This is a genomic window from Marinomonas gallaica (assembly GCF_049821165.1).
Classification (GTDB): domain Bacteria; phylum Pseudomonadota; class Gammaproteobacteria; order Pseudomonadales; family Marinomonadaceae; genus Marinomonas; species Marinomonas gallaica.
The window spans coordinates 665,068-684,022 of the sequence record NZ_CP187511.1 but is presented as its reverse complement, the minus strand read 5'-3'; the positions used below and the strand labels follow the sequence as shown (position 1 = coordinate 684,022).

Sequence of the window (18,955 nt, the reverse complement as noted above, 5' to 3'; positions counted from 1 at the left end):
CGGGCAACAGTGGAGTAACATGGCGCGGCCATGTTGGCTTGCTGAAAAACTCAGCTAGGCTGCTAACCCGCCAGTTTGTCGACAATGATGCCGCGCTCGGCCATTAAATCCTGAATGTCATGAATACTGTTTGGGTCGTCGATGGTGGAAGGAATATTAAACTCTTCTCCCGAAGCAATCTGACGCAGTAATTTACGCAGGATTTTACCAGAACGGGTTTTCGGTAACTTCGGTACCACCATAGCAATCTTAAAGCAGGCCAAGGCACCAATTTCTTGACGAACCAAGGCGACTAACTCTTCTTGGATTTTATCGGTGTGTTCTTCATAGCCATTTTTCAACAGTACCAATCCTAATGGTAACTGGCCTTTTAGATCGTCATTGATACCGATCACACAGCATTCAGCGACAGCATCGTGCATGGCGACAACTTCTTCCATTTCACCCGTTGATAGCCGATGTCCTGCCACGTTGATAACGTCGTCGGTTCGCCCCATGATAAACACATAACCGTCTTCATCAATGTAACCACCATCTCCAGAAGTGTAATAGCCGGGGTATTCACTTAAGTACCCCGACTTAAATCGATCAACGTCCCCCCAAATAGCCGGTAAACAACTGGGGGGTAGCGGTCTTTTTAAGGCGATACTGCCCTGCTCCATTGGTGCGAGCGGCTCGCCTCGATCATCCAGTACATGCACTTGAAACCCTGGGGATGGCACTGTCGAAGAACCTGGTTTGGCAATCTTCATTTCCAATCCTATTGGGTTAGCGCAAATCGCCCAGCCAGTTTCCGTTTGCCACCAATGGTCAACAACACATTTACCGGTGACGGCTTTAGTCCATTCGTACGTAGGGGGATCTAAACGTTCTCCTGCCATAAAGATGACCCGCAAACCGGCTAAGTCTTCTTTGTTGAGTAACTCTGCATGCGGATCTTCTTTACGAATGGCACGAAACGCCGTAGGCGCAGCAAACAAAGTCTTCACATCGTATTCTTTACAGACCCGCCAAAACTCACCGGCATTCGGCGTCATGATTGGCTTACCTTCGTACATCACAGTGGTACAGCCATAAATCAAAGGGCCATATACGATGTATGAATGGCCGACGACCCAACCGACATCCGATGCCGCCCAGAACACCTCACCCGGAGACATGTTGTAGATGGCTTTCATAGAATAGTTCAAGGCAACAGCATGACCACCATTGTCGCGAACCACACCTTTCGGTTTTCCGGTCGTCCCCGACGTGTATAGGATATAGAGTGGATCAGTGCCTTTAACAGGGGTACAGTCACACGGAAAAGCACTTTTTACTAGCTCGTTCCAGTCGTAATCTCTGCCTGCTTTAAGCTCTGCAAGTTCTTGTTCTCGTTGATAAACAATACAAGCATTGGGTTCATGCTTGGCTTGTCTCAAAGCTTCATCAAGTAACGGTTTGTAAGACACGATACGGCACACTTCAATGCCGCAGGAGGCCGTCACGATGGCTTTAGGCTTAGCGTCATCAATGCGTACCGCTAACTCATGGGCAGCGAAGCCACCAAAGACAACGGAGTGAATCGCCCCTAATCGTGCAACCGCCAACATGGCCATCAAAGCTTGAGGGATCATCGGCATATAAATAACGACTGTATCGCCCTTACCGACCCCTTGCTGCTTCAGTGCGCCCGCAAACACAGACACTTCACCTAACAACTCTTGATAGCTGTAAGTCTGCTTGGTGTTGGTCACTGGGGAGTCATAAATCAGCGCTGCTTGATCAGCACGGCCGTTAGCGACGTGATGATCAAGCGCGAGATAGCAGGTATTGAGTTCGCCATCAGCAAACCATCGGTCCATGCCATGCTCATCCTGTGAGAGCACGGTATGCGGAAATTGGAACCACTCTAACGCTTGCGCTTTTTCGCGCCAAAATGCCTCTGGTTCAGTACAGGCACGTTGATACTCTATTTGATATGACATGCAGGCAGACCTTTTATGTTTATTCTTTGCCAAACTTCAGATTGTCTACAATCTGAAACGTCGAAACCAAATATAGACGAAAAAAGCGCCAAAAAATCTAATACTAAAGGCTAATATTTGAACATTATTTATTTTTTGTCGACAAAATGAACCGATCTACGATTCTGTTCAATCACTTTAAGGCGTGCTACCGCTTCGCTTAGCTCTTTCAAAGCGCGGGTATGATCAAGATCATTGCCGGAGCTGCCTAAGTGCTCTTCCGCATGCTGCTTAGCCGCAAGAGCTTCTGCTTCGTCTAACTCGCCCGCTCGCTCTGCAAAGTCCGCTAACAGAATGACACGATGAGGCTGCACTTCCATAAAACCACCCGAAATATACAACAGCTCTTCACTGCCATCCTCTTTTACCAGACGAGCACTGCCCGATTTTAATAAGGTCAATAACGGGGCATGCCCTGGAAAGATGCCAACTTCACCCTGATCTGAAGGCGCAACAATATACCTCACAGGGCTCGAGTACAGCGTGCGTTCGGCACTAACAATGTCGCAAAGAATGGTATGACTCATAAAAACTCCTTTTTAAACTAAGTTGGGTGTTGTGCAGGATGCATAAACCCTTCCAACTTTCACAATGCTACTCCTTTTATAAGTCAGCATGTTGGGTAGATGCTTCTCATCACCAAATTATAGACATAAAAAAAGCAGCCCTAAGGCTGCTTTTTATGATCTGGATAACGTCTAGCTTATTTGCTTTGACGGAACTGCTGGATAGTACGTAGACGAGCTACGGCTTCCGCCAATTCAGCCGTTGCACGGCTAATATCCAAATCAGCATGTTGCTGATCCAACAGATCTTGAGCATGTTTCTTCGCTTCAAGTGCTGCCGCTTCATCAAGGTCGTTCGCACGAACAGCGGTATCTGCTAAGACAGTTACACGATGAGGCTGAACTTCAAGGAAGCCGCCAGATACAAAGATAATTTCTTCGTCACCGTTTTGCTTAATCACACGAACAGGGCCTGGTTGCAATGTAGTCAACAAAGGCGCATGACCTGGGTAAACACCTAGATCGCCATAACTACCTGCAGCCACAAGAGTCTCAACAGAACCTGAGAAGATCTCTTGTTCAGCGCTTACGATATCGCATTGTACCGTGATAGCCATAAGTTGCCTCTTTTCAGTCAGGCTTTGTCAGTGAGCCAAGGCTCACTGACACTGCGTGGATTAAAGTTTCTTAGCTTTCTCAACAGCTTCGTCGATGCTACCGATCATGTAGAACGCTTGCTCTGGAAGTTCGTCGAATTCGCCGTTAAGGATACCTTGGAAGCCACGGATAGTGTCTTTCAAAGAAACGTATTTACCAGGAGAACCAGTGAATACTTCCGCTACGAAGAAAGGCTGAGACAAGTAACGCTGGATCTTACGAGCGCGGTTTACAGTCTGCTTATCTTCTTCAGAAAGCTCGTCCATACCCAAGATCGCGATGATGTCTTTCAGCTCTTTATAACGCTGAAGAACCATCTGTACGCCACGTGCTACGTCGTAGTGCTCTTGACCAATTACAAGTGGGTCAAGCTGACGTGAAGTAGAATCCAATGGATCGATCGCTGGGTAGATACCCAAAGATGCGATGTCACGTGACAATACAACGGTTGCGTCCAAATGCGAGAACGTTGTCGCTGGAGAAGGGTCAGTCAAGTCATCGGCAGGTACGTATACCGCTTGTACAGACGTGATAGAACCCGTCTTAGTCGACGTAATACGTTCTTGAAGCACACCCATCTCTTCTGCAAGAGTTGGCTGGTAACCTACCGCAGAAGGCATACGACCTAGCAGTGCTGATACTTCCGTACCCGCTAGTGTGTAACGGTAGATGTTATCGACGAAGAATAGTACGTCACGGCCTTCATCACGGAATTTCTCCGCCATGGTTAGACCTGTCAATGCTACACGAAGACGGTTACCTGGTGGCTCGTTCATCTGACCGTATACTAGAGATACTTTGTCGATTACGTTCGAGTCAGTCATCTCATGGTAGAAGTCGTTACCCTCACGAGTACGCTCACCAACACCTGCGAATACAGAGTAACCGCTGTGCTCGATTGCGATGTTACGGATAAGCTCCATCATGTTTACGGTTTTACCTACACCGGCACCACCAAACAGACCAACTTTACCACCTTTCGCGAAAGGACAAACAAGGTCGATTACCTTGATACCTGTTTCAAGCAATTCGTTGCTTGAAGACTGCTCAGCGTATGAAGGAGCTGAACGGTGGATAGACCAACGCTCTTCTTCACCGATGGCGCCTTTTTCATCAATTGGGTTACCTAGAACATCCATGATGCGGCCTAGAGTCTTAGTACCAACAGGTACCAACACTGGATTACCAGTGCTTTGAACTTCTAGTCCACGCTTCATACCTTCGGTAGAACCCATGGCGATAGTACGTACAATACCATCACCTAGTTGTTGTTGAACTTCCAACACCAACTCTTTTCCCTCAATAGTAAGGGCGTCGTATACTTTTGGCACGCTATCACGTGGGAATTCCACGTCGATAACCGCACCGATGATCTGTACGATTTGTCCGCTACTCATGTTCGGATCCTCTTAATACCTAAATACCTTAAACCGCTGCCGCGCCGCCAACAATCTCAGAAATTTCCTGAGTAATGGCTGCCTGACGTGCCTTGTTGTACACCAACTGCAATTCATTAATGATATCGCCCGCGTTGTCCGTTGCGTTTTTCATAGCCAGCATTCGAGCGGCTTGTTCACACGCAATATTTTCAACAACGGCTTGGTATACCTGAGACTCAATGTAACGAACCAGTAGATCATTTAAGATCTCTACTGCATCAGGTTCGTACAGATAATCCCAGTGGTGCTTCAGTTCTGCATTTTCTTCTGCTTGTAGCGGCAAAAGTTGCTCGACACATGGTTTCTGAGTCATGGTGTTAACAAATTCGTTAGACACCAAAACTAGACGGTCGATGCGACCTTCATCAAACGCATCCAACATAACCTTCACACTACCAACCAAACGTGATGCTTCTGGTGCATCACCTAGGCCAGTTACTGCTGCGGATACATTACCACCGTAGTTTTTGAAGAAAGACACGGCTTTTGAGCCAACGGCACAGATCTCAACTTCGACCCCTGCTTCGACAAATTGCTTCATGTCTCTAATAGCCGCTTTAAACGCGTTAACGTTCAAGCCACCACACAAACCACGGTCACTGGATACGATGACGTAACCAACTCGCTTGATTTCACGCTCGGTTAGGTAACGGTGCTTATACTCAGGATTCGCGTTTGCCAAGTGACCAATCACTTGACGAATGCGATCTGCATACGGACGAGAAGAGGCCATACGATCCTGAGCTTTACGCGTTTTACTTGCAGCTACTTTTTCCATAGCGCGCGTAATTTTTCGCGTATTGTTAATGCTCCCAATCTGAGCGCGTATCTCTTTTCCGACTGCCATATTAGACCTGCCCTTGTGAGAATGTTAATTCACAAACTGCAGAGATGATTGGTGGCCAGCAAGCCAGCCACCCAATCATTACCAAGTTTGTGTAGCTTTAAACTTCTCAATCGCTGACTTGAAAGTACCTGCGATTTCGTCGTTGTAATTACCAGACTTGTTAATGTCTTGCATCATGGCAGCGTGTTCGCTGTTCATGTAGCTCAACAATGAACTTTCAAAGCTAGCAATTTTGCTTGTTTCAACATCTGCAAGGAAGCCTTCGTTGGCAGCGTAAAGGATTACGCCCATGTCACCTACTGACATTGGACTGAATTGCGGTTGCTTCATCAATTCAGTTACTTGCTTACCGTGCTCAAGTTGCTTACGAGTCGCATCATCAAGGTCAGAAGCGAACTGAGCAAACGCAGCCAATTCACGGTACTGAGCAAGAGCAAGACGAATACCACCGCCCAACTTCTTGATGATTTTAGTTTGCGCTGCACCACCTACACGAGAAACCGAGATACCAGCGTTCATTGCAGGACGGATGCCGGCGTTGAATGAGCTCGTTTCAAGGAAAATCTGACCATCGGTGATAGAGATAACGTTCGTTGGTACGAACGCTGATACGTCACCACCTTGAGTCTCGATGATAGGTAGAGCTGTTAAAGAACCCGTTTGGCCTTTAACTTCACCGTTAGTGAACTTTTCTACATATTCAACGCTTACACGTGATGCACGCTCTAGAAGACGAGAGTGCAAGTAGAATACGTCACCTGGGTACGCTTCACGACCTGGTGGACGACGAAGTAGCAATGAGATTTGACGGTAAGCCCAAGCTTGTTTCGTCAAGTCATCAAATACGATCAACGCATCTTCACCGCGGTCACGGAAGTATTCGCCCATAGAACAACCAGAATATGGTGCTAGGAACTGCATCGCTGCTGGGTCAGATGCACCCGCTGCAACGATAGTCGTGTATTCCAATGCGCCATGTTCTTCTAGCTTACGTACTACGTTAGCGATCGTAGATTGCTTTTGACCAATCGCAACGTACACACACTTAATGCCAGAATCTTTCTGAGCAATAATAGTGTCGATTGCTAGAGCCGTTTTACCAATCTGACGGTCACCGATGATCAACTCACGTTGACCACGACCGATTGGCACCATAGAGTCGATTGCTTTGTAACCAGTTTGCACTGGCTGATCAACACCCTGACGAGCGATTACACCAGGTGCAACCTTCTCTACTGCGTCAGTTAGTTTCGCATCAACTGGGCCTTTGCCGTCGATTGGGTTACCAAGTGCGTCAACAACGCGACCTAGTAGCTCAGGGCCTACTGGTACTTCAAGAATACGACCAGTACATTTTGCTTTTTGACCTTCTACAAGGTCTTGGTAGTTACCAAGTACTACGGCACCGACAGAGTCACGCTCTAGGTTCAATGCCATACCAAAGATACCACCAGGGAACTCAATCATTTCCCCGTACATTACGTCAGCTAGACCGTGGATCAATACGATACCGTCTGCAACGCTGACAATTGTGCCCTCATTCTGGGCATCTGAAGTCACATCAAGTGTTTCGATGCGCTTCTTAATGATCTCGCTGATCTCAGATGGATTCAGTTGCTGCATGCTAAATTCCTCAACCCTGGTTTCGCGAATGAAACCTTAGGAGTTTATCGCTTCGGCCAGTTTCGCCAGTTTTCCGCGTACTGAACCGTCGATGATTAAATCACCGGTACGGATTACCACGCCACCAATAAGGCTTGCGTCTGTTTCACTGGTAAGGTTGATCTGACGATCTAACTTTTTACCCAGTGAAGCGGCCAGTGTTTGCTCTTGTTCAGCTGATAAATCAAAGGCAGATGTCACTACAACATTTACCGCTTTTTCATAGTTCAGCTTGAACTGCTCAAATAACTCAGAAATCGCTGAAAGAAGCGTTAAACGCTTATTCACAGCAAGACTTAGCAAATATGCTTTACCTTGCTCAGTGATCACTTCGTTGCACACTTCCGCTAGAGCTGCTGCCTTCTCTTGCGCACTAAAAGCTGGATTTTGAAGCGCTGTTTTTAGCTTTGGCTCAGTTGTAGCAGTAGCCAATATGCTAAGCATATTGGCCCACTCAGCTACTTGGCCTTGCTCACGAGCTACTTCAAAAGCTGCTTTGGCGTATGGTCGCGCGACTGTTTTTAATTCAGCCATAGGACCCTCGCTTATAGCTCTTTGGCGAGTTGTTCAACGATCTCGCTGTGTGCTTTTTGATCAACGCTGGCGCCCAAAATCTTCTCTGCACCGATAAGAGCTAGAGCTGAAACTTGACTACGCAGCGCTTCTTTAGCACGTACGACGTCTTGTTCGATCTCTGACTGAGCTGAATCACGTAGGCGTTTGCCGTCTGTGATCGCTTGCTCTTTCGCTTCATCAATGATTTGGTTAGCACGTTTGTTGGCTTGTTCAATAATCTCGGCCGCTTGTTCCTTGCTTTCACGTAGTGTCTTAGTCGCTTGCTCTTGAGCTAGCTCTAGATCACGTGAAGCACGGTTAGCTGCTTCCAAACCGTCTGCTATTTTCTTGCTACGCTCTTCGAGCGCAGCAATTACTGGTGGCCACACGAACTTCATGCAGAACCACACAAAAATAGCAAACGAGATAGCTTGGCCTATTAGTGTGAGATTAATATTCACGCAAATATCCTCGCTCTAGTCGTTCAAAATTAATAAATCACTTCAAAGTAAAGCGACGTATTAGCCAGCAACCTGAGCAACGAATGGGTTTGCGAAAGTGAAGAACAATGCAATACCAACACCGATCATAGTTACGGCATCAAGAAGACCCGCTACGATGAACATTTTAACTTGCAGCATTGGAACCATTTCTGGTTGACGCGCAGCGCCTTCCAAGAATTTACCACCAAGTAGACCAAAACCAATCGCAGTACCTAGGGCACCAAGACCGATAAGAAGGGCTACAGCAACAGCGGTTAGACCAACTACAGTTTCCATTTTAACTCCTAATTTTCACAGTTTTTAAGATTTCAAGGTTTTAATAAATCGTTTTAACAACGCGATCTTAGTGATCTTCGTGCGCCATACTCAGGTAAACAATTGTCAGCATCATAAAGATGAATGCTTGCAATACGATTACTAGAATGTGGAAGATCGCCCAAGGCACAGACAGAGCCCATTGAATGCCCCAAGGCAAGATCGCGATCAAGATGAAGATCAATTCACCAGCATACAAGTTACCGAAAAGTCGTAATGCTAGAGAAACAGGTTTAGCCAATAGACCCACACCTTCAAGCAATAAGTTGAATGGAATCATCCACTTACCGAAAGGTTGCAATGTCAATTCGCCAACAAATCCGCTCACGCCTTTCACTTTGATGCTGTAATAAATGATCAAAATGAAGACTGAAATAGACATACCAAGTGTCGCGTTAAGATCTGTCGTCGGTACCACACGGAAGTATGGAACACCCAACAAAGACGCTAAATGAGGTAAAAAGTCGACCGGTACTAAGTCCATCGTGTTCATCAAGAACACCCAAACAAAAATCGTCAATGCCAACGGCGCGATGACTTTGTTCTTACCATGGAACGTTTCTTTCACGCTCTGGTCAACGAATTCCACCATCAGCTCAACGAAGTTCTGAAGACCAGAAGGGGTATCAACCGATACTTTCTTCGCCGCTTTACGGAATAACCAAAGGAACAGGATACCTAGGCCGATCGAGAACAACATTGTGTCCAGGTGAATCGCCCAGAACCCCATTGCCGCAGCTTCTTCAGCACCGTGAGCAATACCCCACGTACCATCAGGATGTTGACCATAGGTCAAATTCTGAAGGTGATGCTGAATGTAGCTTGACGCTGTGAGATTTTCACTTGCCATATTTACATCCACACTCTTTCAATGATTAAAACCGTTACCTTTGCTGCTAATACTTTAGCAACAAAGGGCTGAGCCAATGGCTCAAAATTGCAACACCGAAGCCGGCAAATAACGCGCCTGCAGCAATTGGCTTGATAAAAATAAAGACAGCGGAAAGTAAGATAGCCGTCAGTACCAATTTACCTGCTTCACCCCGGTAAAATGACTTCACCACGTCTTGCGCGGCTCTCGTCCCAGCATGGCCAAACACACGCCATGCCATATATAAACTTGGAAGTACGCTGGCTAACGCTCCTGCTAAAAAGGAGTAGGCGTGTAGACCATCGTACATCGCATAAATTCCAACACTAAGGCAAAAAACTAACACGAGTTGTGTTGCAATAAAGCGAAACACAGCGCGTTTTTTGGCGGCTAATAAAGCACTCGCCTTGAGCGGCTTAGTATGAGCCATCAATTTCCCCTAGTTGACGCACAATGATGATGCGTTTAAATACGCACACAATGTGATCAAATTTAAAATCCGACGCATTATATGGGTTATATTAAGGCGGTTCAATACAAACGCGGCACAGAAAGTGCACTATTAGTCTAATGTCGATTATTTTAGTGCTTTAACGCACCAAATTTGCAGCTATACCCCAAAAAACTCATTCATCATCGCTTCTAAATGCGCTTGATCTCGATATTCGATGACTAATTTCCCCTTCCCTTTAGCGCTTGGCTGCACCTTCACGCCAGAATTAATTTTTTCTGCAATCTTAGAAGCATGCTCAGAGAAGTCCGGTAGCGCCTTTTTTACCTGCTCTTCGGCTGGCGTTTGATAAGATTTCACTAATTTCTCTGTCTCTCGAACAGAAAGTGACTTAGTGATCACGACTGATGCCGCTTGCGGCTGAAGCTCAGCATCAAGCCCTAACAGAGCTCGGGCATGCCCCATTTCAATGTCACCATGTTCTAATAAACGTCGTACGTCAGGCGATAAATTCAACAAACGAAGAAGGTTTGCAACGGCAGAACGTGACTTACCGACCGTATCAGCGACTTGTTGCTGGGTTAGCTTAAATTCGTCCACCAAACGCTGAAGGGCCATGGCCTCTTCAACAGGGTTCAAGTCTTCTCGTTGAATGTTTTCGATTAACGCTAAAACAATGGCATCAGAATCTTCTACGTGACGGACTATCACCGGTACTTTATCTAGACCAGCGATTTTAGCCGCACGCCAACGACGTTCACCGGCAATGATTTCGTAGTTTTGTTCGCTAATTGGACGCACAACAATCGGCTGCATGATACCTTGATTACGAATCGAGTTCGCCAGTTCATCCAACTGATTGGGGTTCATGTCGCGACGTGGCTGGAATTTACCTTTGCTCAGCCAATCAACGGGCAAGTACGTCAGCCCTTGAATAACATTATCAGCCGTTTCAATGGCGTCGCCAGCGGCCGTATCTTGAGCGGGTGCCGCTTTCGGCGCCAACAAAGCATCTAATCCGCGACCTAATCCACGCTTTTTCATCGTCATTCCAATCAAACCTTTTAACTGTTTAAGCGGCGACCGCACGCTTACGAATAAACTCGCCAGCCAGCGCTAAATACGCGACAGCGCCTCGAGACTGCTTCTCGTATTGTAATACTGGCAAACCATAGCTCGGCGCCTCGGCTAAACGGATATTTCGAGGAATAACCGTATCAAACACTTTATTGCCAAAATGCTCGACAAGTTGCGTCGATACATCGTGCGTTAAGCTTGGACGAGGGTCATACATAGTCCGTAATATGCCTTCGATCTCCAACGCTGGGTTTAGTGCCGTGGAAATTGTTTCAATGGTTTGCAGCAGTGCCGTCAATCCTTCCAAAGCATAGTATTCACATTGCACAGGAATAAGCACGCCCTGAGCTGCAGCTAAGGCATTGACCGTCAACATGTTCAAGGAAGGTGGGCAGTCCAGTAAGATGTAGTCAAATTCATTTTCAACTTCATATAGGCCTGCACGTAAGCGCGTCTCTTTACTGGGTAAGTCCAGCAATGCGACTTCTGCGCCCGTCAAATCACCGTTAGCAGGCAACACCGTAAAACCAGCCGTTTCACTGTAGACCATGGTTTCTTTAACACCATGGGTTCCAACTAGGACATCATACACAGATCGTTCTAGCTCATCTTTCGATAAGCCACTGCCGGTGGTGGCATTTCCCTGTGGATCGAGATCAATCAAGAGTACACGACGCTTCATTGCGCCCAGTGATGCGGCTAAATTAACACAGGTTGTGGTTTTGCCTACGCCACCTTTTTGATTGGTCACTGCGATGATACGCGCCATAGTTTTACTATCCTTTGCGGGTCATAATCACCATATGACGCTCGGCGTCAATGGTGGGAACACTCAATGCTTTAATCTCTTTTACCGTTACCGTATCTGGTAGGCTTTCCAGCTCGTCTTCAGGATACACGCCTTTCATGGCCAAAAAATTACCCTTTGCTGACGGCAATGGTAAGCACCAATTAATCATGTCTTCAAGCGATGCGAAAGCACGGGAAGTGACATGATCGTATGCGCCTTGATTAACGTGGTTTTCAACTCGCTCATTCGCAACGGTAACGTTGGTCAGCCCCATTTCCATTTTTACTTGGGTCAGGAAACGCGTTTTTTTACCATTACTGTCCAACAATGTGAAATCATGCTCTGGTAAACAGATAGCCAATATCATGCCAGGCAAGCCTGGACCGGTACCAACATCGATAATTTTTTTACCGGTAATAAAAGGCAATGTTGCAAGACTATCCAGTAGATGTAGCGACACCATTTTGTCTGTGTCACGGATAGCAGTGAGATTGTACGCCTTGTTCCACTTCTCAAGAAGTCCTAGATACTGAACAAGACGTTCAATGGTTTCGTCAGATAACGAGATGCCCATTTGTTCGGCACCTCGTTTGAGGGTATCAAAATAACTCACAGTCGTTCCTAGAAATGCATACTATTGGCTGCTGATTCTAGGCACTTTTGTGGCTTATGGCACGTTTTTTCAAATGAACCAAGAGTAAAGATACCGCAGCGGGTGTAATGCCTTGAATACGGGACGCGGCCGCAAGTGTAGCCGGACGTGCCGCTTCAAGCTTTTGCTTCACCTCATTAGACAAACCATCAATGATGGAATAATCCATGTTTTCAGGCAGCGCTGTATTTTCTTGTCGACGCAAACGCTCAATATCCTCTGCTTGGCGAGAAATGTACCCAGCGTATTTCACTGAAATTTGTACCTGCTCGGCCACTTGCTCATCAACTGGCTGCTCCGGTGCATTTTTCAGATTAGCAACATCCGAGTACTCCACGCCAGGGCGCTTTAATAAGTCAAGTAAGCTGTACTCATGGGAAATCGGTGTTTCCAGTTTTGGATTGATCGATTCCGCTTCCGGTGTATTGGGTACAATCCAAGCCGCTTTCATACGTTGTGTTTCAAGCTCAATGGCTTCACGTTTCTTATTGAATGCAGCCCAACGCTCTTCGGATACCAAACCTAATTGATGGCCCTTTTCAGTCAATCGCAAGTCAGCATTGTCTTCACGAAGAATTAAACGGTATTCGGCACGACTGGTAAACATCCGATATGGTTCATCGGCTCCCATGGTGATTAAGTCATCAACCAATACGCCTAAATACGCCTCATCACGACGTGGCGTCCAAGGCTCTTTGCCTTGTGCCTGCAAAGCCGCATTCATCCCGGCTAACAAACCTTGTGCGCCCGCTTCTTCATAACCCGTTGTGCCATTGATCTGGCCAGCGAAGTACAAACTTTCCATGTGCTTAGTTTCAAGCGAATACTTTAAGTCTTGCGGATTAAAGAAATCATACTCAATGGCATAACCTGGCCGCGTGATATGTGCATTTTCCAAGCCTTTCATAGAGCGAATCAAATCCAACTGCACATCAAATGGCAGTGACGTCGAAATACCATTTGGATAAAGCTCGTGCGTCGTTAACCCTTCGGGCTCGATGAACACTTGGTGCGAGTTTTTATCCGCAAACCGCACAATCTTGTCCTCGATTGATGGGCAGTAACGTGGTCCTACCCCATCGATGACACCTGCGTACATAGGTGAGCGATCCATACCTGAACGAATGATGTCGTGTGTTTGCTCATTGGTATGAGTAATAAAGCAATTTATTTGCTCTGGATGCAAAGCACGGCTGCCCATATAAGACATCACCGGAGTAATGTCATCTCCAGGCTGAGCTTGCATAACTGAAAAATCGACAGTACGAGCATCAATACGTGGCGGGGTTCCGGTTTTCAAGCGGTCAATACGAAACGGCAGAGCGCGTAGCTTTTCCGCTAAACCAATGGAAGCAGGGTCTCCTGCTCGTCCACCTGAGTAATTTTGCATACCCACATGAATAATGCCGCCTAAAAATGTGCCGGTCGTCATGATGACTGTCTTACTTAAAAAACGAATACCACTTTGAGTAATAACGCCACGAGCGGCACCGTTTTCAACAATTAGGTCTTCACATGATTGTTGAAACAACCATAAATTTTCTTGGTTTTCTAACGTATATCGAACAGCCGCTTTATAAAGAATTCGATCGGCTTGAGCACGTGTTGCACGGACTGCAGGCCCTTTTCGGCTGTTTAGCGTACGAAATTGGATGCCCGCTTTATCCGTAGCTAGAGCCATCACGCCATCCAAGGCATCAATTTCTTTAACTAGGTGGGACTTCCCAATACCACCAATCGCTGGGTTACAAGACATCTGCCCCAACGTTTCAATATTGTGAGTAAGTAAAAGGGTTTTTACACCCATGCGAGCTGCAGCAAGAGCGGCTTCGGTACCAGCATGGCCACCACCGACCACAATCACATCAAAGTGAGTTGGGAAATCCACACGAACCTCGGGTAATGAATAAAAAATGAACAGTTGATCTAACAGGGCGCTTAGTATATCGAGTAAATTCCAAATTGAAAGAGACCTTTCAGGCTATTAACCCGGTCATCAATAATAGTATAAATAGGTTATATATGATTTTTTTATGTTTAAGTTATTTATATAGCAAGACAATTTCTGTTAGTAACTTATAAAAAACTATATACATCATAATCTTATACACATAACAACATGTTAAGTTCCCACCTGTAATCCTGTGATGTGGATAACCAATTGCTGTGTATAAATATGTTAGTTATACAGACCGTTTTTTTACTGACCTACTTGTGCAAAACTGTGCAAAACTTCTTATGGACTTATTACCGTGTTTGTCCACAAGCTAAATTTACGGGGAAGATGTTTATAACCTACTAATATTGTTAATAATTATGTGTTTTTTTGGTTATACATACAGCAAAAATCTGAAAATTTAGTCCACAGGTAAAAAAGTTAAATTTTTCTTCATCTTCATCTTTTTTGCGCAATAATTTTGTGAATAAAATTTCTTGACAGCCACTTAGGTCTCTTTCAATGGTTATGTGCATAACCTATCTAACGATGCTGGTTGCGAATTTGTGCATAACCAACTATTTTTAGACAGGAGGTCTAATTAAGAGGAATGTTAATGGAAGTACTTCAGAGCCGACGCGGTCGACCGAAGCAAAATGATTTGAGTTACCGTGATACAAAGGACGCACTGTTGCAGGCTGGCTTAATTTGGCTGACCCAGAACGGATTTCATGCCACAGGATTGGAGCCGATGCTGCGATTTGCGGAAATACCAAAAGGTTCTTTCTACCATTACTTTGATAGCAAAGAAGTATTTGCTCTAGCTGTACTCGAACGATACAGGCATTACTTTGAAAATAAGCTTGATCGCTATTTGCTGGATGATGATTTACCTCCAGTAACGCGATTGCGTAACTTTATCGAATCGGCCAAAGCCGGTATGGAGAAATACGCTTATCAACGTGGCTGTTTAGTGGGTAACCTAGAGCAAGAAGCCAATGCATTACCTGAGACGATCCGCTTAGCAGTGCTTGACACTTATCAAAGCTGGCAGAGTAAAGTGGCGGACTGTCTGACGTTGGCTCAACAGCAAGGGTTATTGGCTCATGATGCAGATGTCGATGCGTTAGCACATGTTTTTTGGATTGGTTGGGAAGGTGCTGTGGCGCGCGCTAGATTACTGCAGTCTAGTGGACCATTGATTCAGTTTGAAAAATTCTATTTAGCGGGCTTGCCCCGTTAGAAATTTAACTATTTATAGACAACTGGTCTAATTAGGAGGACCGCATGTTTAAAGCACTGGTTATAACGAAGGACGAACAAGGTTACCAAGCTCAGCTAAGCCAATTAGAAACAGCTGACTTACCGCAAGGAGACGTTCAGATTGCGGTACGTGCAAGTACTCTAAACTACAAGGATGCCTTAGCGATTACAGGTAAATCGCCAGTGGTGCGTCAATTTCCAATGGTGCCAGGGATTGATTTGGTTGGTGAGGTCGTGGCGACTGAAAGTGACCGTTTTCAAGTAGGTGATCAAGTCTTGTTAAACGGTTTCGGTGTAGGGGAAACTCATTGGGGTGGTCTAGCGGAACAAGCCAGCTTAAACAGTGACTGGTTGATTGCGTTACCCAGTGCATTCAACGCCCAACAAGCGATGGCGATTGGTACTGCCGGCTATACAGCGATGCTCAGCGTGTTAGCGTTGGAAAAACATGGTATTACGCCCTCTCATGGTCCTGTTTTAGTCACTGGCGCCAATGGCGGCGTCGGCAGTTATGCCGTACGCATTTTAAGTAAATTAGGCTTTGATGTGGTGGCCAGCACTGGACGACCACAAGAGTCGGAGTACTTAAAGCAACTGGGAGCTAGTGATGTGATGGATCGTGCAGAGTTATCCGAAGCAGGAAAACCCTTGCAAAAAGAGCGCTGGGCGGGAGTGGTTGATTGTGTTGGCAGCCATACTTTAGCGAACGCATGTGCGAGTGTGAAATACGGCGGTGCGGTCACAGCGTGTGGACTCGCGCAAGGCATGGACTTCCCAGCATCAGTGGCGCCGTTTATTCTTCGAGGGGTGACGCTCTATGGTATCGACAGCGTGATGCGTCCATTAGCCGATCGCGAACAAGCATGGCAGCGTCTTGCTGAGCTATTAAATGCTGAGGATTTAGACCAGATCGGTGCAACGATTGGTTTAGAGGATGCCGTGGAATACGCGAACAAGCTTTTAGACGGAAGCGTTCGCGGGCGAGTTGTGGTGAAGATGAATTGATTATATACGCTTACTATTCTGACGTTACCATCAAAGCTCTTATTATTCGTTCTGCTTGAATGCAGAGTCATGGCAAGCTTTTAGATGCCACAGGGCTTTAAAAAACAAGACCTCAGCAAAAACTGGGTTAATCTACATGCTGAAATGGGTAGCTTTTGCTACCCATTTTCAACCGATCGTTTTATCGAGCTTTATTAGCTTTTCAATCGGTTTAATTGACGATCTAACTCATCTAATTGATGAGTCACCTGTTCACTACTGTCATTTGTTTGATTAGCAAACTGTGCCAATACCTCGGCCGCATCTTCAATTTTTCTTAGCATTCCTGTGATATCCACGCTCACTTGGCTTTGCTCTTCTGCCGCTGCCGCCACTTGTTGAATATGATCGTTAATCAGCTCTATTTCATTGACCACTGCAGCAAGACTGTTATTCACTTCTTCCGTAGATTTAACAGATAAGGCTACTTTTTCGCCACTGTTCGCAATGCTGCTTACCGCGATTTTCACTTCTTGCTGTAGATTGCTGATTAGACTATCGATTTCTTCCGTTGAATTCTGCGTTTTAGAGGCAAGACTACGTACTTCATCCGCCACCACCGCAAAGCCTCGACCTTGCTCCCCAGCTCGTGCTGCTTCAATCGCTGCGTTGAGAGCCAATAAGTTGGTTTGTTCTGCAACACTGCGGATCACTTCAAGAATTTGGTTGATATCGTTGGAACGGGCAGACACTTTATCGATGGAACCTTTTGCACTTTCCATGCTGTGACTAAGCTCTTGGACAGTATTGGTTGACGTAGCAATGCTGCTTTGAGATTGACGAACGGTACTGTTCATCAACTTCATCTTATCAGCCAAGCCTGCGGTAATTTTCGCCACTTCATGAGCAGTGTTGGACATTTCTTGAGTAGAAGTCACCACATTGGCAAGCTCCGCTTTTTGATGAGCGGTTTCTTCCAATGAACTATGGCTGGCACTGACATTCTTGCCTGAAGATTCACGCACAGTGACGCCAATGGATTTTAACGAATTCACCATATCGCGAAGCTTTTGTAAGAAGAGATTAAAACCTGCACTGAGCTCATTTAACTCGGCGTGAGCATTGAGATTGAGTGTCTGCGTTAAATCACCATCATTACCAGATAACTGAGCCACTTGCTCATTTAATAACTGTAAAGGACGAATAATAGAGCGAACAATCAATAGCATTAATATCGTTGCCACAATGGAAACAATCACGGCTAAGGTTAACTGCTCAATAAGCGCTCTTTGTTTAACACTTTCCATCAGTGCTAATTTGTCATCCAACTTAGCCATAGCGACCGACATAGGTAAGCTCACAAGGAAGCTCCACTGAGTATCGGTATTACCCAGTGTCAGAGGCTGAGCAATAATTAATTGGTCATCTTGCTCGATGACACCGCCTTTATTGGCTAACTCTAATAAGGCTTGACCATGTTTCGTCTCAGCGCTTTTAAACGGTTTTCCTAAACTCTCAGTGTATTGAGTCGAAGCAACAATTAACCCTTTCTTACTTAGAATGGAAACAGAAGCCTGACCATCGTAAAGCCCTTTAGATAATTCATCTGCAAACTCTTGCATAACAGGCAAATCAAGATCGGCACCTACAATACCTTTGAATGAACCAGATTCAATAACAGGCACTGCTAGGCTCGTCATCAGAACCTTAGTGCCATTAGGCAAATCAAACAAATAGGGTTCAACAATGCAGGCTTTTTTGGTTTCTTGAGGACACAGGTACCACTCAGAAATACGTTGGCCATAGTCGTCTCTATCAGTGATGTATTTAATTTGAGAGCTTTCAATTGGGTAGTAAGTTACGTTTCCATTTTCATCAAGTGCCACGGTCACGCCAAAAGAGCCATCATCTTTCGCATTCACTTTGGTCTCTTTACCTACGTATTCGCTGTCCTTGTTATCAAACGCATTGGGTTCATAAAAGGTATATAAAACGCTAGCTTGAGGTGCGCTTTTTTTAGCGCCTTCAATTAAGCGAGAAACCTGCTCTCTAGATAGCGGGGGGGATATTGTCGAATTTTCAGACAGTTGGGAGGCCAAAACATGAGCTACATCAAGGTTTTTTTCAACATAAGCTTGTATTCTTTCACCAGCAATACGCGTATTGAGTTCAAGCTTTGATACCGCCGATGCTTTTAGGTCTATTACGGCATCTTGCTTTAAATCATCGCTCAAAGAAGTGATTTTTGAATAAGTCTGCCATGTAAATAATAAAGAAATAAATAAAATTGACCCGATGCTAATAAGCAATAACTTATTTTTAAGAGAGACACTTTTCATAATAGACCTTCATAGTTTCCGAATGCGAAGTTCATACAAATCGTCATAATAGTTAAGCACAAAATTGCTATCCTATTAGTGGTTTGTATCGAAACGTTTTAT

Annotated in this window: 18 protein-coding genes; 2 read left to right on the top strand and 16 right to left on the bottom strand. The window is 45.5% G+C overall.

The genetic code is table 11. From position 1 onward, the window contains the following. Positions 1-62: 62 nt before the first annotated feature. The 15 genes from ACPUEK_RS03195 to mnmG form a co-directional block, all read right to left on the bottom strand. Positions 63-1,967, bottom strand: coding sequence for a propionyl-CoA synthetase (locus ACPUEK_RS03195; RefSeq protein ID WP_425642305.1), 1,905 nt, complete (start codon positions 1,965-1,967; stop codon positions 63-65). Between the two features lie 128 nt (positions 1,968-2,095). Continuing rightward, on the bottom strand, positions 2,096-2,533 hold the full coding sequence (locus tag ACPUEK_RS03190) for a F0F1 ATP synthase subunit epsilon (RefSeq protein WP_425642304.1): 438 nt from the start codon (positions 2,531-2,533) through the stop codon (positions 2,096-2,098). 176 nt (positions 2,534-2,709) lie between these two features. Then, entirely contained in the window at positions 2,710-3,129 is a 420-nt protein-coding gene (locus ACPUEK_RS03185; RefSeq protein WP_067035531.1) for a F0F1 ATP synthase subunit epsilon, read from the bottom strand. Positions 3,130-3,189: 60 nt separating this feature from the next. Then, the gene (atpD, locus tag ACPUEK_RS03180) at positions 3,190-4,566 is read right to left on the bottom strand and encodes a F0F1 ATP synthase subunit beta (protein WP_067035528.1); all 1,377 of its coding nucleotides are present in this window, start codon (positions 4,564-4,566) and stop codon (positions 3,190-3,192) included. A gap of 28 nt (positions 4,567-4,594) precedes the next feature. After that, the gene (gene atpG, locus ACPUEK_RS03175; RefSeq protein WP_067035525.1) at positions 4,595-5,455 is read right to left on the bottom strand and encodes a F0F1 ATP synthase subunit gamma; all 861 of its coding nucleotides are present in this window, start codon (positions 5,453-5,455) and stop codon (positions 4,595-4,597) included. A gap of 78 nt (positions 5,456-5,533) precedes the next feature. Next, a complete protein-coding gene (gene atpA / locus ACPUEK_RS03170; RefSeq protein WP_067035522.1) occupies positions 5,534-7,078 on the bottom strand; it encodes a F0F1 ATP synthase subunit alpha in 1,545 nt (514 codons plus the stop codon). Between the two features lie 36 nt (positions 7,079-7,114). Beyond that, a complete protein-coding gene (locus ACPUEK_RS03165) occupies positions 7,115-7,651 on the bottom strand; it encodes a F0F1 ATP synthase subunit delta (protein WP_067035519.1) in 537 nt (178 codons plus the stop codon). Between the two features lie 11 nt (positions 7,652-7,662). Next, positions 7,663-8,133, bottom strand: a complete 471-nt coding sequence (locus ACPUEK_RS03160) for a F0F1 ATP synthase subunit B (protein WP_067218933.1) — start codon at positions 8,131-8,133, stop codon at positions 7,663-7,665. 60 nt (positions 8,134-8,193) lie between these two features. Then, positions 8,194-8,451, bottom strand: a complete 258-nt coding sequence (gene atpE, locus ACPUEK_RS03155; RefSeq protein WP_067035513.1) for a F0F1 ATP synthase subunit C — start codon at positions 8,449-8,451, stop codon at positions 8,194-8,196. A gap of 67 nt (positions 8,452-8,518) precedes the next feature. Continuing rightward, positions 8,519-9,340, bottom strand: coding sequence for a F0F1 ATP synthase subunit A (gene atpB / locus ACPUEK_RS03150; protein WP_067035510.1), 822 nt, complete (start codon positions 9,338-9,340; stop codon positions 8,519-8,521). 46 nt (positions 9,341-9,386) lie between these two features. After that, complete coding sequence (locus ACPUEK_RS03145; protein WP_067218937.1) at positions 9,387-9,791, bottom strand: ATP synthase subunit I; 405 nt, start codon at positions 9,789-9,791, stop codon at positions 9,387-9,389. Positions 9,792-9,971: 180 nt separating this feature from the next. Then, on the bottom strand, positions 9,972-10,862 hold the full coding sequence (locus ACPUEK_RS03140; protein WP_067218940.1) for a ParB/RepB/Spo0J family partition protein: 891 nt from the start codon (positions 10,860-10,862) through the stop codon (positions 9,972-9,974). A 22-nt stretch (positions 10,863-10,884) separates the two neighbouring features. Beyond that, a complete protein-coding gene (locus ACPUEK_RS03135) occupies positions 10,885-11,658 on the bottom strand; it encodes a ParA family protein (protein ID WP_067035500.1) in 774 nt (257 codons plus the stop codon). Between the two features lie 7 nt (positions 11,659-11,665). Next, a complete protein-coding gene (rsmG, locus tag ACPUEK_RS03130) occupies positions 11,666-12,292 on the bottom strand; it encodes a 16S rRNA (guanine(527)-N(7))-methyltransferase RsmG (protein ID WP_067035498.1) in 627 nt (208 codons plus the stop codon). A 37-nt stretch (positions 12,293-12,329) separates the two neighbouring features. Next, on the bottom strand, positions 12,330-14,219 hold the full coding sequence (gene mnmG, locus ACPUEK_RS03125) for a tRNA uridine-5-carboxymethylaminomethyl(34) synthesis enzyme MnmG (RefSeq protein WP_067218944.1): 1,890 nt from the start codon (positions 14,217-14,219) through the stop codon (positions 12,330-12,332). A gap of 664 nt (positions 14,220-14,883) precedes the next feature. Between mnmG and ACPUEK_RS03120 the strand changes: the two genes are divergently transcribed. Both ACPUEK_RS03120 and ACPUEK_RS03115 read left to right on the top strand, forming a co-directional pair. After that, positions 14,884-15,510, top strand: coding sequence for a TetR/AcrR family transcriptional regulator (locus ACPUEK_RS03120; protein ID WP_231872583.1), 627 nt, complete (start codon positions 14,884-14,886; stop codon positions 15,508-15,510). 44 nt (positions 15,511-15,554) lie between these two features. Next, the gene (locus tag ACPUEK_RS03115) at positions 15,555-16,535 is read left to right on the top strand and encodes an MDR family oxidoreductase (protein ID WP_425642303.1); all 981 of its coding nucleotides are present in this window, start codon (positions 15,555-15,557) and stop codon (positions 16,533-16,535) included. 194 nt (positions 16,536-16,729) lie between these two features. Here the strand turns inward: ACPUEK_RS03115 and ACPUEK_RS03110 are convergent, their stop codons facing one another. After that, positions 16,730-18,853, bottom strand: a complete 2,124-nt coding sequence (locus ACPUEK_RS03110) for a methyl-accepting chemotaxis protein (protein ID WP_425642302.1) — start codon at positions 18,851-18,853, stop codon at positions 16,730-16,732. Positions 18,854-18,955 lie beyond the last annotated feature (102 nt).

Bases quoted from the DNA above. Each gene is read 5' to 3' on its own strand.
- ACPUEK_RS03165 (WP_067035519.1), bottom strand. From the start codon at position 7,651: ATGGCTGAATTAAAAACAGTCGCGCGACCATACGCCAAAGCAGCTTTT.
- ACPUEK_RS03185 (WP_067035531.1), bottom strand. From the start codon at position 3,129: ATGGCTATCACGGTACAATGCGATATCGTAAGCGCTGAACAAGAGATC.
- atpD (WP_067035528.1), bottom strand. From the start codon at position 4,566: ATGAGTAGCGGACAAATCGTACAGATCATCGGTGCGGTTATCGACGTG.
- ACPUEK_RS03110 (WP_425642302.1), bottom strand. From the start codon at position 18,853: ATGAAAAGTGTCTCTCTTAAAAATAAGTTATTGCTTATTAGCATCGGG.
- ACPUEK_RS03140 (WP_067218940.1), bottom strand. From the start codon at position 10,862: ATGACGATGAAAAAGCGTGGATTAGGTCGCGGATTAGATGCTTTGTTG.
- atpB (WP_067035510.1), bottom strand. From the start codon at position 9,340: ATGGCAAGTGAAAATCTCACAGCGTCAAGCTACATTCAGCATCACCTT.
- ACPUEK_RS03145 (WP_067218937.1), bottom strand. From the start codon at position 9,791: ATGGCTCATACTAAGCCGCTCAAGGCGAGTGCTTTATTAGCCGCCAAA.
- atpG (WP_067035525.1), bottom strand. From the start codon at position 5,455: ATGGCAGTCGGAAAAGAGATACGCGCTCAGATTGGGAGCATTAACAAT.
- ACPUEK_RS03120 (WP_231872583.1), top strand. From the start codon at position 14,884: ATGGAAGTACTTCAGAGCCGACGCGGTCGACCGAAGCAAAATGATTTG.
- ACPUEK_RS03195 (WP_425642305.1), bottom strand. From the start codon at position 1,967: ATGTCATATCAAATAGAGTATCAACGTGCCTGTACTGAACCAGAGGCA.
- ACPUEK_RS03135 (WP_067035500.1), bottom strand. From the start codon at position 11,658: ATGGCGCGTATCATCGCAGTGACCAATCAAAAAGGTGGCGTAGGCAAA.
- ACPUEK_RS03115 (WP_425642303.1), top strand. From the start codon at position 15,555: ATGTTTAAAGCACTGGTTATAACGAAGGACGAACAAGGTTACCAAGCT.
- atpE (WP_067035513.1), bottom strand. From the start codon at position 8,451: ATGGAAACTGTAGTTGGTCTAACCGCTGTTGCTGTAGCCCTTCTTATC.
- ACPUEK_RS03190 (WP_425642304.1), bottom strand. From the start codon at position 2,533: ATGAGTCATACCATTCTTTGCGACATTGTTAGTGCCGAACGCACGCTG.
- atpA (WP_067035522.1), bottom strand. From the start codon at position 7,078: ATGCAGCAACTGAATCCATCTGAGATCAGCGAGATCATTAAGAAGCGC.